Origin of the sequence: Streptomyces sp. NPDC047049 (assembly GCF_040643995.1) — a bacterium.
In the GTDB taxonomy this organism is placed as follows: Bacteria; Actinomycetota; Actinomycetes; order Streptomycetales; family Streptomycetaceae; genus Streptomyces; species Streptomyces mooreae.
This window is the reverse complement of sequence record NZ_JBEYVM010000008.1, coordinates 146083-159895: the sequence shown is the minus strand read 5'-3', so window position 1 is coordinate 159895 and position 13813 is coordinate 146083. Positions and strand designations below refer to the sequence as shown.

At 69.8% G+C, this 13813-nt stretch carries 10 protein-coding genes and 1 tRNA gene; 6 read left to right on the top strand and 5 right to left on the bottom strand.

The genetic code is table 11. The features are described from left to right. Positions 1-223 precede the first annotated feature (223 nt). From ABZ851_RS20205 to ABZ851_RS20195, 3 genes are all read left to right on the top strand, one after another. A complete protein-coding gene (locus ABZ851_RS20205; protein WP_361129258.1) occupies positions 224-2629 on the top strand; it encodes an excinuclease ABC subunit UvrA in 2406 nt (801 codons plus the stop codon). Positions 2630-2855: 226 nt separating this feature from the next. Continuing rightward, positions 2856-4289 carry a pyridoxal-dependent decarboxylase gene (locus ABZ851_RS20200; RefSeq protein ID WP_361129255.1) on the top strand — a complete coding sequence of 478 codons (1434 nt, stop codon included), beginning with the start codon at positions 2856-2858 and terminating at the stop codon, positions 4287-4289. Next, entirely contained in the window at positions 4286-5722 is a 1437-nt protein-coding gene (locus tag ABZ851_RS20195) for a SidA/IucD/PvdA family monooxygenase (RefSeq protein WP_361129252.1), read from the top strand. The genes ABZ851_RS20200 and ABZ851_RS20195 overlap by 4 nt, the downstream gene beginning before the upstream one ends. A 136-nt stretch (positions 5723-5858) precedes the next feature. On the opposite strand, the gene ABZ851_RS20190 is transcribed toward ABZ851_RS20195, so the two are convergent. Beyond that, positions 5859-7682, bottom strand: coding sequence for a 5'-nucleotidase C-terminal domain-containing protein (locus ABZ851_RS20190; RefSeq protein ID WP_361129249.1), 1824 nt, complete (start codon positions 7680-7682; stop codon positions 5859-5861). Between the two features lie 243 nt (positions 7683-7925). Between ABZ851_RS20190 and ABZ851_RS20185 the strand changes: the two genes are divergently transcribed. Further along, positions 7926-8660, top strand: a complete 735-nt coding sequence (locus ABZ851_RS20185; RefSeq protein WP_361129246.1) for an SIMPL domain-containing protein — start codon at positions 7926-7928, stop codon at positions 8658-8660. A gap of 143 nt (positions 8661-8803) precedes the next feature. Beyond that, positions 8804-10240 (top strand): pyruvate kinase, encoded by a 1437-nt coding sequence (gene pyk, locus ABZ851_RS20180; protein ID WP_361129243.1) that lies wholly within the window; start codon positions 8804-8806, stop codon positions 10238-10240. Between the two features lie 52 nt (positions 10241-10292). On the opposite strand, the gene ABZ851_RS20175 is transcribed toward pyk, so the two are convergent. Both ABZ851_RS20175 and ABZ851_RS20170 read right to left on the bottom strand, forming a co-directional pair. Then, the gene (locus ABZ851_RS20175) at positions 10293-11066 is read right to left on the bottom strand and encodes a transcriptional regulator (protein ID WP_361129240.1); all 774 of its coding nucleotides are present in this window, start codon (positions 11064-11066) and stop codon (positions 10293-10295) included. Positions 11067-11176: 110 nt separating this feature from the next. Further along, positions 11177-11251: transfer RNA gene (locus ABZ851_RS20170), tRNA-Leu, on the bottom strand. Positions 11252-11347: 96 nt separating this feature from the next. Between ABZ851_RS20170 and ABZ851_RS20165 the strand changes: the two genes are divergently transcribed. Continuing rightward, positions 11348-12001 carry a response regulator gene (locus ABZ851_RS20165; RefSeq protein WP_030080083.1) on the top strand — a complete coding sequence of 218 codons (654 nt, stop codon included), beginning with the start codon at positions 11348-11350 and terminating at the stop codon, positions 11999-12001. 88 nt (positions 12002-12089) lie between these two features. Here the strand turns inward: ABZ851_RS20165 and ABZ851_RS20160 are convergent, their stop codons facing one another. Both ABZ851_RS20160 and ABZ851_RS20155 read right to left on the bottom strand, forming a co-directional pair. Further along, entirely contained in the window at positions 12090-12806 is a 717-nt protein-coding gene (locus ABZ851_RS20160; protein ID WP_361129236.1) for an ABC transporter ATP-binding protein, read from the bottom strand. After that, positions 12803-13810, bottom strand: a complete 1008-nt coding sequence (locus ABZ851_RS20155) for an ABC transporter ATP-binding protein (RefSeq protein WP_361129233.1) — start codon at positions 13808-13810, stop codon at positions 12803-12805. The genes ABZ851_RS20160 and ABZ851_RS20155 overlap by 4 nt, the downstream gene beginning before the upstream one ends. Between the last annotated feature and the right edge of the window lie 3 nt (positions 13811-13813).

The following is a 13813-nucleotide window of genomic DNA, read 5'->3' as shown; positions in this document are numbered from 1 at the left end:
GTCCTCCCGCTCCCCGCCGCCCCCTCGCTCCCCGCCGCCTCCGGGCCGGGCGCGAGCTGAACGGATGCCCGGCCGCGAGCCGCCGCGCGACGGCCGGCGGCCGGGCTGTTGCACGACCCCTCCGGCACAGCAACATCAGACGTTACGCTCGGAGCCGGTCAGACCGACCCCGGCGACCCCGACGGAGATCGCGCAGGCGGCCGTCCGCACAGAGGGAGACACGATGAGCAAGGTCACGAGGACGGACCCGCAGTCGCCCGCGCCGCACGCCGCCGACAGCCACGATCTGATCCGTGTGCACGGCGCGCGCGAGAACAACCTCAAGGACATCAGCATCGAGATCCCGAAGCGCCGGCTGACGGTGTTCACCGGTGTCTCCGGCTCGGGCAAGAGCTCGCTGGTCTTCCACACCATCGCCGCGGAGTCGCAGCGGCTGATCAACGAGACCTACAGCGCCTTCGTACAGGGCTTCATGCCGACCCTGGCCCGGCCCGAGGTCGACGTCCTCGACGGGCTGACCACTGCGATCATCGTCGACCAGCAGCGGCTGGGGGCCGACGCCCGCTCCACCGTCGGCACCGTCACCGACGCCCACGCGATGCTGCGCATCCTCTTCAGCCGGCTCGGGAAGCCGCACATCGGCCCGCCCGGCGCGTACGCCTTCAACGTCCCCTCGGTCCGGGCGAGCGGCGCCATCACCGTCGAACGCGGAGCCCGCAAGGCGGTGAAGGCGACCTTCACCCGCACCGGCGGCATGTGCACCCGCTGCGAAGGCCGCGGCACGGTCTCCGACATCGACCTCACCCAGCTCTACGACGACTCCAAGTCGATCGCCGAGGGCGCGTTCACCATCCCCGGCTGGAAGTCCGACAGCTTCTGGACCGTACGGGTCTACGCCGAGTCGGGCCTGCTCGACCCGGACAAGCCGATCCGCACGTTCACCAAGAAGGAGATGCACGACTTCCTCCACCGGGAGCCGACCAAGGTGAAGGTCGAGGGCGTCAACCTCACCTACGAAGGGCTGATCCCCAAGATCCAGAAGTCGTTCCTGTCCAAGGACAAGGAGGCGCTGCAGCCGCACATCCGGGCGTTCGTGGAGCGGGCGGTCACCTTCACCACCTGCCCCGAGTGCGACGGCACCCGGCTCAGCGAGGGCGCCCGGTCGTCGAAGATCAAGGGGATCAGCATCGCCGACGCCTGCGCCCTGCAGATCAGCGACCTGGCCGCCTGGGTCCGCGGCCTCGACGAGCCGTCGGTGGCGCCCCTGCTCACCGCGCTGCGGCAGACACTCGACTCGTTCACCGAGATCGGCCTCGGCTACCTCTCCCTCGACCGGGCGTCGGGCACCCTGTCGGGCGGCGAGGCGCAGCGCGTCAAGATGATCCGCCACCTCGGCTCCTCGCTCACCGACACCACCTACGTCTTCGACGAGCCCACCACGGGCCTGCACCCCCATGACATCCAGCGGATGAACAACCTGCTGCTGCGCCTGCGGGACAAGGGCAACACGGTGCTCGTCGTGGAGCACAAGCCGGAGACGATCGCGATCGCCGACCACGTCGTCGACCTGGGCCCCGGCGCCGGTGCGGCGGGCGGCACGGTCTGCTTCGAGGGCACCGTCGAGGGGCTGCGGGCCGGAAGCACCGTCACCGGCCGCCATTTCGACGACCGGGCCGCCGTCAAGAAGACCGTGCGCACCCCCACCGGCAGGCTGGAGATCCGCGGCGCGACCACGCACAACCTGCGCGGCGTCGACGTCGACATCCCGCTCGGGGTGCTGACCGTCGTCACCGGCGTCGCCGGCTCCGGAAAGAGCTCGCTCGTCCACGGGTCGCTGCCGGGACGGGCGGGAGCCACCGGCGAGGGCGTGGTGTCGGTCGACCAGGCCCCGATCCGCGGCTCACGACGGAGCAACCCGGCGACGTACACCGGACTGCTCGACCCGATCCGCAAGGCGTTCGCCAAGGCCAACGGCGTGAAGCCGGGACTCTTCAGCTCCAACTCCGAGGGCGCCTGCCCCACCTGCAACGGCGCCGGCGTCACCTTCACCGACCTGGCGATGATGGCCGGCGTCGCCTCCCCCTGCGAGGAGTGCGAGGGGAAGCGGTTCCAGGCATCCGTCCTGGACCACCACCTCGGCGGCCGCGACATCAGCGAGGTGCTTGCGATGTCGGTGACCGAGGCCGAGGAGTTCTTCGGCGACGGCGAGGCACGCACACCGGCCGCGCACCGCATCCTCGGCCGGCTCGCCGACGTCGGACTCGGCTACCTCGGCCTCGGCCAGCCGCTCACCACGCTGTCCGGCGGCGAGCGGCAGCGGCTCAAGCTGGCCACCCACATGGACGGGAAGGGCGGCGTCTACCTCCTCGACGAACCGACCGCCGGCCTCCACCTCGCCGACGTCGAGCAGCTGCTCGGCCTGCTCGACCGGCTCGTCGACTCCGGCAAGTCGGTCATCGTCATCGAGCACCACCAGGCGGTCATGGCGCACGCCGACTGGATCATCGACCTCGGCCCCGGCGCCGGCCACGACGGCGGCCGGATCGTCTTCGAGGGCACCCCCGCCGACCTCGTCGCCGCCCGCTCCACCCTCACCGGCGAGCACCTCGCGGCCTACGTCGGCGCCTGACCCGGGCGGGGCGGCCGCCCTGAGACGGGTGCCGCCCCGCCCCGGACGGCAGCCCCCGGGGCCGGCCGACGGCACCCGAACACCTGCGGTACACCCGTACCACTTACGGGTGGTATGACCGCGCAACCAGTGGATACAGACTGTACAGGGAAAGTAACTTAGCGCTGCCTGAGGGCTGGTCCGCACGGGATCGACGCCCCAACTCCCCTGACAGAAGAGCACATTGATGCCTGTGCCCCCTGCCGGCACCGCCCTCGCAGGCGGCACCAACGGCCCCCGCGCACTCCGCCCCTTCCTCGACACCGTCCTCGACGCCCTCACCACCGGAGCCGAGGACCGCGCCGGCCCCCTCCCGCCCGGCGGCCCCGCCACCGTCACCCGCGCCGTACGCGAGGCCTGCCACCCCCTGCTCCCCGACCACGGCACCGGCCCGCACACCGCCCTGCGCACCCTCGTCCACACCCTCGCCGCCGGCGCCGCCGACCCCGCCGACCCCCACTGCGCCGCCCACCTGCACTGCCCGCCGCTGGCCCTCGCCACCGCCGCCGACCTCGCCGCCGGCGCCCTCAACCCCTCCATGGACTCCTGGGACCAGGCCCCCGCCGCCTCCGCCCTCGAAGCCCTCACCAGCCGTGAACTCGCCGCGCTCGTCTACCCCCGGGCCGCCCGCCCCGACGCCCTGATCACCACCGGCGGCACCGAATCCAACCAGCTCGCCCTCCTCCTCGCCCGCGAAACCACCACCCCTGCCGGCACCGCGACCGACCCCCACCGGCCCGCCCCACCCCTCCAGATCGTCTGCGGCGCCAACGCCCACCACAGCATCCACCGCTCCGCCTGGCTCCTCGGCCTCCCCGAACCCCTCACCCTCCCCACCCCCGACGGCATCCTCACCCCCGAGACCGTCCACACCTGCCTCGCCGGCCTCGCCGGCCGCACCGGGCCCGTCCTCCTCACCGCCACCGCAGGCACCACCGACTCCGGCGCCCTCGACCCCCTCCCCGCCCTCGCCGACCTCGCCGACCGGCACGGCGCCCGCTTCCACGTCGACGCCGCCTACGGCGGCGCCCTCCTCTTCAGCGACACCCACCGCGGCGCACTGAACGGCCTCTCCCGCGCCCACACCGTCGCCCTCGACCTGCACAAACTCGGCTGGCAACCCGTCGCCGCCGGCCTCCTCGCCGTCCCCGACCCCACCACCCTGGCCCCCCTCACCCACCAGGCCGACTACCTCAACGCCGACGACGACACCGAAGCCGGCCTCCCCGACCTCCTCAGCCGCTCCCTGCGCACCACCCGCCGCCCCGACATCCTCAAAATCGCCGTCACCCTCAAAGCCCTCGGCCGCCACGGCCTCGGCGAACTCGTCGACCGCACCCTCGCCGCCGCGCAGACCCTCGCCGACCTCATCGAGGACCACCCCCGCTACGAACTCCACTCCCGCCCCACCCTCAGCACCGTCCTGTTCCGCCCCACCGGCGCCGACGACACCACCCTCGCCACCATCCGCCGCACCCTCCTCACCGACGGACAGGCCGTCCTCGGCCGCGCCACCACCCCCACCGGCCTCTGGCTCAAAGCCACCCTCCTCAACCCCCACACCCAGCCCGGAGACCTGACCACCCTCCTCAAACTCGTGGAAGGCCACACGCCCCGATGAGCGCCACCCCGCACCCGGAAAACCCCCTCACCACCCACACCACGAGCCCCGGCGAACCCCTCGACCTCGCGGGCATCGGCATCGGCCCCTTCAACCTCTCCCTCGCCGCCCTCGCCCACCCCCTCACCACCCTCCGCACCGCCTTCTACGACCAGCGCCCCGCCTTCCACTGGCACCCCGGCCTCCTCATCGACGGCGCCACCCTCCAAGTCCCCTTCCTCGCCGACCTGGTCACCCTCGCCGACCCCGCCAGCCCCTGGACCTTCCTCAACTACCTCAAAACCCGCGAACGGCTCTTCCCCTTCTACTTCGCCGAACGCTTCCACCTCCACCGCGCCGAATACGACGCCTACTGCCGCTGGGTCAGCGAAAACCTCCCCAGCCTCCACTTCGGCCACCAGATCGACGCCGTCCGCTGGAACCCCGAACACGAAGTCTTCGAAGTCGACTTCACCCAGCTCGACGCCGAAGGCGAAGCCGAAGCCCTGGGCCGCACCCACGCCCGCAACCTCGTCCTCGGCATCGGCACCACCCCCCACATCCCCGTCCCCCTCCGCCCCCTCGCCGAGGCGCCCGCCGTCCCCGTCATCCACTCCGCCGACTACCTCGACCACCGCGACACCCTGCTCGCCGCCGGCCACGTCACCGTCATCGGCGCCGGCCAGTCAGGCGCCGAAATCTTCCTCGACCAGCTCCGCTCCCGCCCCGCCGGCCGCGAACGCCTCCACTGGCTCGCCCGCACCCCCGCCTTCGCCCCCATGGAATACAGCAAACTCGGCCTCGAACACTTCACCCCCGACTACACCCGCTACTTCCACGCCCTCCCCGAACGCGTCCGCGACGACCTCGTCCCCGGCCAGTGGCAGCTCCACAAAGGCATCGACCACGCCACCCTCGGCGCCATCCACGACGAGCTCTACCGCCGCACCCTCGACGGCGGCTGGCCCGACGCCACCCTCACCCCCGGAGTCTTCGTCCGCACCGCGGGCCGCGTCGGCACCACCAAGGTCGAACTCCACCTCGACCACACCCAGCAAGGCACCCGCTCCCGCCTCACCACCGACGCCGTCATCCTCGCCACCGGCTACCGCGAACGCCGCATGGACACCCTCCTCGCCGCCATCGATCCCTACGTGCGCCGCGACTCCGGCGCCCGCCCCCGCATCGACGCCGACCACCGCCTCGTCCTCGACCCCGCCCTCACGGGCTCGGTCTACGTCCAGAACGCCGAAACCCACACCCACGGCGTGGGCACCCCCGACCTCGGCCTCGCCGCCTGGCGCAGCGCCACCATCCTCAACTCCCTCACCGACAACACCCCCTACCCCCTCCCCAGCCGCACCGCCTTCACCAGCTTCGGCCTCCCCCAGCCGTCGGCCGGGCGCACCGGCATGGTTCCCCGTCAGGGCTCCACCCTCGTCCCCCGCCGCTGACCCCGACCCGCCTACGTCCACCCGCCACGCGCCACCAGACCCACGGGAACCGGGGGAGCGCCGCGGCCCCGGCAGAGACCACGGCCCCCCCGGGACGGCGCCCCACCGCCCCCGCGGCTCTGGCCGTCACCGGACATCAGAACACCGGCACCCCGTCCCGCGTCAGCCTCCAGTCCACCGAAGCGAACCGGGCAGGATCGATCTGCCCGCTCTCCTGCACCCACCCGATGATCAAATTCCGGATCTCGTCGGACGTCGACCACACCTGCTCCGCGGCCGCCACATGCGGGAAATTACCGCCACCACTCGCCCGGTAATTGTTCACCGCCAGCACGAACCGCGCCGCATCATCCAACGGCTTACCGCCGAACATCAGCTTCCCGATCCGCTGCCCCGCCGGCTTCGCGATATCGATCTCGTACGAGACACCGCTCACCACGTCATAGTTGTAATCCGGCGTACCGTCCGCATTCGTGACCTTCGACGGATCCACCGGACCACCGGCCGCCGTCCGCACGTAATACCGCGCCGAAAACTCCAAATACGCCCGCACCTGCGCACCCGTCAACACCCGCGCCTCCAGCGTGTTGTCGAACGGATACAACGCCGCCATCGACCGGATCGTCACATCCCCCTCCGGCACCCGCGCGGTCCGCGAAAAACACGACGCCTGCGACAACACCGGCAACGACGCATACGCCGACCCCGCAAGCGCCTTACGCACCACCTCCGCCTGCACAAACGCAATGAAGTCCAAAACCGGCGTGTCCTTCACCGGCGCCTCGGCCGCCGTCATCTCCGCCTTCGACCGGCCGATCACCCGGTTCACATACGCCACGACCTTCCGGTGCTCCGCCCGCAGCAACCCCGTGATCCGCGCATCCTCCGCCACCGCATTCGCATTCAGGACCCGCGAGGCGACCGACGCCACCTCCCAGCGCCCCCGATGCCACTCCACCGCCACATCGAAAAGCGTCAGCCGCTGCCCCCACTTCAACGGCTCGGAGAGCACCACCTCCCGGCCCGACTCCTTGTTCACCACCCGCCGCTCGGCGACCTCCACATGCGCATGGCCCACCAAGATCGCATCGATCCCCGGCACCTGCTCCGCCACCAACGCCGCCGCATTCTCCACATACGGCAACTGATCCCCGTACGACGACGTACCGCTCATCCCCGAATGCGCCGCCACGATCACCACATCCGCGCCCATCGACCGCAGCTTCGGCACCCACTTCGCCGCCTGCTCCACCAGCCCCGGAAAAGCCAGCTTCCCCTGCACATGCGCCTTGTCCCAGATCGCGATCCCCGGATTCGTCAAACCCAGCACCGCCACCGTCACCTCCCGCCCGCGCGGTGACCGCAAACGCTTCAGCACATACGGACGGAACGCCGGCCGCAGCGACTTCGCATCCACCGCGTTCGCCCCCAGCAGCGGAAAATCACAGCTCTCCTCGAACTTCCGCAGCACCGGAATGCCGTAATTGAACTCATGATTCCCCAGCGCCGCGGCGTCATAGCCGATCGCATTCATCGCCCGCGCCATCGGATGCACCGGCCCGTCCGGATCCGTGATCGGATCCACCTTGGCGTAGTAATACGCCAGCTGCGTGCCCTGAATCGTGTCACCCGCATCGATCAGCAGCGTGTGCCGCCGGCCCTTCTCCCGCCGCACCTGCGCCACCAGCGTCGAAATCTTCGCCAGCCCGACGTCGTTGTGCGCCGCATCATCGAACTCCGCGGCGGTGGTGTAGTCCCAGTTGAAGACATTGCCGTGCAGATCCGTCGTGCCCATGACCGTAAAGGCGTACCGCTCCCGCCGGTGACCGCGGCCACCCAGGTCACCGGCGCCCCGGTCCTCCACCGCCCCGGCCGCCGGCGCGCCCGCCGCCCCCGCGAGCGCCACCCCGGCCCCCGTCACCACGGAACGCCCCAAGAACTTCCTACGGTCGAGCGACATGCCAACTCCCTTGGATGAACGCCAAAACGCCGATGCGCGCCGTCACACAGCGGGACAACGCGCGTAGATTCTGGCGCAGCCGCACCCCGCGCAACACCCCTCATCCGGCTCCGCCGAACGCCCCACCCTGCCGCACCCCGATATGCGACCCTTCACCACCCACGCCCCACGCGCCACGTCCCGCCCCCGCCCACCGAACACACCGGACACACCGCCCACCGACCCCGCACCCCGGGAGCCACCATGACCGACCCCACCGCCACGACCGCCGACCCCACCCCCGCCGGCGCCACCGCCGCCCTCCCGTACGGCACCCCCGACACCCCCCGCCTCGCCGTACGCGGCGAAGCCCGACTCGACGTCGACCCGGAAATCGCCCGCATCGCCGTCACCGTCAGCGCCCGCGGCACCGACCGCACCGCCGCCCTCACCGACCTCACCCGCCGCAACGAACAAGCCCTGACCCTCATCAAGAGCTACGGCAGCGCCGTCGAAAAACTCGAAACCGGCACCTTCAGTCTCACCCCCCAGCTCACCGATAAAGGCCGCCACGAACGCGTCCGCGCGTACCACGGACGCGTCACCCACATCGCCACCCTCAACGACTTCACGATCCTCGGCGAGCTCACCACCCGCCTCGCCGACCTCGACCTCACCCGCGTCGACGGCCCGTGGTGGGCACTGCGCCACGACTCACCCGCCCACCGCGCCGCCCGCACCCAGGCCGTCCGCGAAGCCGTCCAGCGCGCCCGCGAATACGCCGAGGCCGTCGGCGCCCGCCTCGACGCCCTCCTCGAAATCGCCGACCTCGGCGCCGAGAACACCGCCCCCGCCCAGGCCCCCGGCAAGCGCGGCTTCGCCGGCTACGGCCGCGCCCCCGTCCAGGAATCCGCCCCCGCCCTCGACCTCGAACCCCAGCGTCAGACCGTTTATGCCCATGTCAACGCACGCTTTACGATGACCCGCCCCGTACTGTGAGACCGTGCGGACGGAATGAATTTCCGCTCATCGGAGCGCCGCCGCGCCCATTCCATTACTTGTCAACAGCCTTTCACCAAGCGCTCGTTGAGCAGTCACTTCCCTACCGTTCCCTACCGCCCGGTAAGTCATAGGGTCGAAGCATGCGCCGAGCAAAGATCGTCTGCACACTGGGACCCGCCACCGACTCGTACGAGCAGATCAAAGCCCTCGTCGACGCCGGAATGGACATCGCCCGCTTCAACCTCAGCCACGGCACCTACGCCGAACACGAGGCACGGTTCGACCGGGTCCGCAAAGCCTCCGAGGAAACCCGCCGCAGCGTCGGCATCCTCGCCGACCTTCAAGGCCCGAAGATCCGACTCGGCCGATTCCGCGAAGGCCCTGTACTTCTCGAACGCGACGACGAGTTCACCATCACCGTGGAACCCGCCGTCGAAGGCGACCGCCAGATCTGCGGCACCACCTACCACGGCCTCGCCGCCGACGTCGCCACCGGCGAACGCATCCTCATCGACGACGGAAAAGTCACCCTCGAAGTCACCGACGTCGACGGACCCCACGTCCGCACCAGGGTCGTCGAAGGCGGCATGGTCTCCGACCACAAGGGCCTCAACCTCCCCGGCGTCGCCGTCTCCGTCCCCGCCCTCTCCGACAAGGACCAGGACGACCTCCGCTGGGCCCTGCGCTACGGCGCCGACATCATCGCCCTCTCCTTCGTCCGCAGCGGCCGCGACATCGAGGACGTCCACCGCATCATGCGCGAGGAGGACCGCTTCCTCCCCGTCATCGCCAAGGTCGAAAAGCCCCAGGCCGTCGACAACATCGACGACATCGTCGCGGCCTTCGACGGCATCATGGTCGCCCGCGGCGACCTCGGCGTCGAAATGCCCCTCGAAACCGTCCCGATCGTCCAGAAGCGCGCCATCAAACTCGCCAAGCGCAACGCCAAGCCGGTCATCGTCGCCACCCAGATGCTCGACTCGATGATCGACAACTCCCGCCCCACCCGCGCCGAAGCCTCCGACGTCGCCAACGCCGTCATCGACGGCACCGACGCCGTCATGCTCTCCGGCGAAACCAGCGTCGGAAAATACCCCACCGAGACCGTCAAGACCATGAGCCGCATCGTCGAGGCCGCCGAGGAAGACCTCCTCGCCAAGGGCCTCCCGCCGCTCACCGAGGCCAACAAGCCCCGCACCCAGGGCGGCGCCGTCGCCCGCGCCGCCGCCGACATGGGCGACTTCCTCGGCGCCAAGTTCCTCGTCGCCTTCACCCAGTCCGGCGACACCGTCCGCCGCCTCTCCCGTTACCGCTCGCCCATCCCGCTGCTGGCCTTCACCCCCGACCCGGCCACCCGCTCCCAGCTCAACGTCAGCTGGGGCGTGGAGACCTTCCTCGGCCCGACCGTCAACTCCACCGACGAGATGGTCGCCCAGGTCGACGAGCAGCTTCTGCGGCTCGGCCGCTGCCAGAAGGGCGACGTCGTCATCATCACGGCCGGCTCCCCGCCCGGAGTCCCCGGCTCCACCAACCTCGTCCGCGTCCACCACATCGGCGAGGACGACTCCCCGAAGTAGCCCCACCCGCACCGCGATTCCGCTGGGCCGAGGTACCTGACTGCCGTCCCCGTCAGTACTTCGGCCCGATGTGTCGGTCCATGAGAGCGACGGAGGCTTTGCGGGCCACGGAGATGTTCTGTGCCGTGCGGGATTGCCGGGCGGGTCTCCACTCGACCCCGACTGCGTCGAGGGTGCCGGTGAAGAGGCCGATGATGTCGGCGGAGCTATTGGTAAAGAAATACCGCGGGTACTCATAGCGCTTGCGCTGTCCGGCGACCGTGCGGGTGGCCCAGTTGGTGATCCGGCAGCCGTCGGAGTGGATGAGTCCGCGCAGGAATTCCCAGGGGTGGGCGTCGACGATCTGCTGCTGCCAGGCGTCGAGTTGGATCCGCCGCTCATGTTTCTTGCCCGGCCCGTGCTGGGGGAACAGGCACCGCCAGTGGTGGCTGTAGCTCGTCACCATGACGCAGCCCTGGCATTGGACGAGACACACGCTGTTCATCGGCCGGACTGCCTTGATCGCCTCCCGGCACGCTGCGATGAGCCCTGGCCAGGCGTCCGCGCAGGCGATCCGGAGCGCGTACCCGCGGCGCCGCGGTTGTTCGCTGAGGCACCCGTCACCGAGGTAGAGGCCGAGTAAGTAGGCGTAGGCATGCGGGGCCCGAGGAGGGCGGGGGATTGCTTCGCAGCGTGGGCACTGCGTGGCACGGGACAGCGGTTCGATGCGGGTCTGCCAGGAACGGATCGTGTACCGGGAGATCCCGGTCTGTCTGCTCACGGAATTCAGACTGCGGCCCTGTGCGACGAGAGCGAGGGCGCGTTCGCGCGTCATGCGGTCGTACATGCTTGCGAGCCTGGTGGTGCTTTTCCCGCCGTGGGGGCACTCACGCAAAGATTCGCTCCATTGAGCGAATTCCTCCGGATGGTGGGGTGACCTTGGAACCGAAGGAAAAGTGCCCCGGGTCGGACTCGAACCGACACTGTATGGGTTTTGAATCCATTGCCTGCTGCCAATTGGGCTACCGGGGCCAGCGGAATCCAAGGTTAACGCCCACCTGCTGTGGGACCACCTTACAGGAGCTAGGTAGGCTCATGGGGCACCACCTGCCTGGAATGAGGAGTCCCGTGAGCGCCGCCGAGCCCGAGCAGCCCGTCGCCGATGACGATCAGTCGCACGTCCCGCCGCTGACCACGCGCGTCGTGATCGCCGAGGACGAGGCCCTCATCCGTCTCGACCTCAAAGAGATGCTGGAGGAAGAGGGCTACACCGTCGTCGGTGAGGCCGGGGACGGGCAGACCGCCGTGGAGCTGGCCCGGGAGCACCGTCCCGATCTGGTGATCCTGGACGTGAAGATGCCGGTGCTGGACGGTATCTCGGCGGCCGAGAAGATCGCCGAGGAGAGCATCGCGCCGGTGCTGATGCTGACCGCGTTCTCGCAGCGTGAGCTGGTGGAGCGGGCGCGGGACGCGGGCGCGATGGCGTATCTGGTGAAGCCGTTCTCCAAGACCGATGTGGTTCCGGCGATCGAGATGGCGGTGAGCCGGTTCACCGAGCTGAGGACGCTGGAGCAGGAGGTCGCGGACCTCACCCAGCGGCTGGAGACCCGGAAGCTGGTGGACCGGGCGAAGAGCATTCTGCAGACGCAGTACGGGCTGACGGAGCCGGCCGCGTTCCGGTGGATCCAGAAGACGTCGATGGACCGCCGGCTGTCGATGCAGCAGGTGGCCGAGGCGGTCATCGAGGATGCCGAGGAGAAGAAGCAGCAGAAGGACCAGTAGCCGGCGGCAGCCGGGCTCGTCCGGAGTGTGCGAGCGGCCCCGTACCGATCTTCATCGGTGCGGGGCCGCTCGCGTCGGTGCGGGTGGGTCAGTCCTCGCCGAGGTAGGCCTTGCGGACGGATTCGTCGTGGAGGAGGGATGCGCCGCTGCCGGAGAGGACGATGCGGCCGATTTCCATGACGTGTCCCTGGTCGGCGAGGGAGAGCGCGGCCTGGGCGTTCTGTTCGACGAGGAGGATGGTGGTGCCTTGGGAGCGGAGTTCGCGGATGGTTTCCATGATCTTCTGCATCATGATCGGGGAGAGGCCCATGGAGGGCTCGTCGAGCATGAGGAGTTTGGGGCGGGACATCAGGGCGCGGCCCATGGCGAGCATTTGCTGTTCGCCGCCGGAGAGGGTGCCGGAGGCTTGTTTGCTGCGTTCGCCGAGGATGGGGAAGAGCTCGTAGACGCGTTGGATGTCTTTCTCGATGCCGTCGGGGTCCTTGCGGAGGAAGGCGCCGAGCTGGAGGTTTTCGGCGATGGTGAGGCGGGGGAAGAGGCGGCGGCCTTCGGGGGAGTGGGCGAGGCCGCGTTCGACGATCTTGTGGGCGGGGACGCCGTCGAGTGGTTCGCCGTCGAAGGTGATCTTGCCGGCGAGGGGCTTGAGGAGGCCGGAGAGGGTGCGCAGGGTGGTGGTTTTGCCGGCGCCGTTGGTGCCGATGAGGGTGACGGCCTGCCCTGCTTCGACGGTGAACGAGATGCCTTTGACGGCTTCGATCTTGCCGTAGGCGACGCGCAGGTCCTCGACTTGGAGCAGTGCGGTCATGGGGTGTCTCCGGTCTGTCCCTGGGCCGGCTGGTCTGGTGGGGTCGCCGTGTCCGCTGCGTCGGGTTCTCCTGCTCCTTCGGGCTTTCCCGGCCCGTCGGGTTTTTCCGTCCCGGCCGCCGGGCTTGCCGTGCCGTCCGGCGTCGTGGGGTGGTCCGGGGGCGGGGTGCCGTCCGGGTCCGTGGTGTCGTCCGGCGCCGGCATGCCCTCGACGGGGGTGCCGAGGTAGGCGGCGATGACGCGTTCGTCGGCCTGGACGATCTCGGCGGTGCCCTCGACGAGTTTCTGTCCCTGGACGAGGACGGCGACGCGGTCGCAGAGGTTGAAGATGAAGCGCATGTCGTGCTCGATGACGAGGACGGCGGTGCCCTGTGCGCGGATGGCGAGGACGAGGTCCTGGGTGGCGCGGGTTTCCTGGGGGTTCATGCCGGCGGTGGGTTCGTCCAGGAGCAGCAGTCCGGGTTCGCTGGCGAGGGCGCGGGCGATTTCGAGCTTGCGTTGTTCGCCGTAGGGGAGGTTGCGGGAGAGGTGGTCGCGTTTGTGGGCGAGGCCGGTGAACTCCAGTAGTTCCATGGCGCGTTGTTCGCTGGTGCGTTCGGCCTTTTTGAAGCCGGGGCCGCGCAGGAGGGCGGACCAGAGGCCTTCTTTGGTGCGGGTGTGGCGTCCGACGAGGACGTTTTCGAGGACGGTCATGTTGGCGAAGAGGCGGATGTTCTGGAAGGTGCGGGCGACGCCGGCCTGGGTGACGAGGTGGGGTTTGCGGGAGAGGCGGGTGCCTCGGTAGCTGACGGTGCCTTCGGTGGGCACATAGAGGCCGGTGAGGCAGTTGAAGAAGGTGGTTTTGCCGGCGCCGTTGGGGCCGATGAGGCCGACGATTTCGCCGGTGCCGACGGTGAGGCTGACGTCGCGTACGGCGGTGAGCCCGCCGAAGCGCATGGTGACGCCGTCGGCTCGCAGGACGGTGTCGGTGTCAGTGGCGGGTGCGAGGCTGGTGGGTGTGGTCATGGT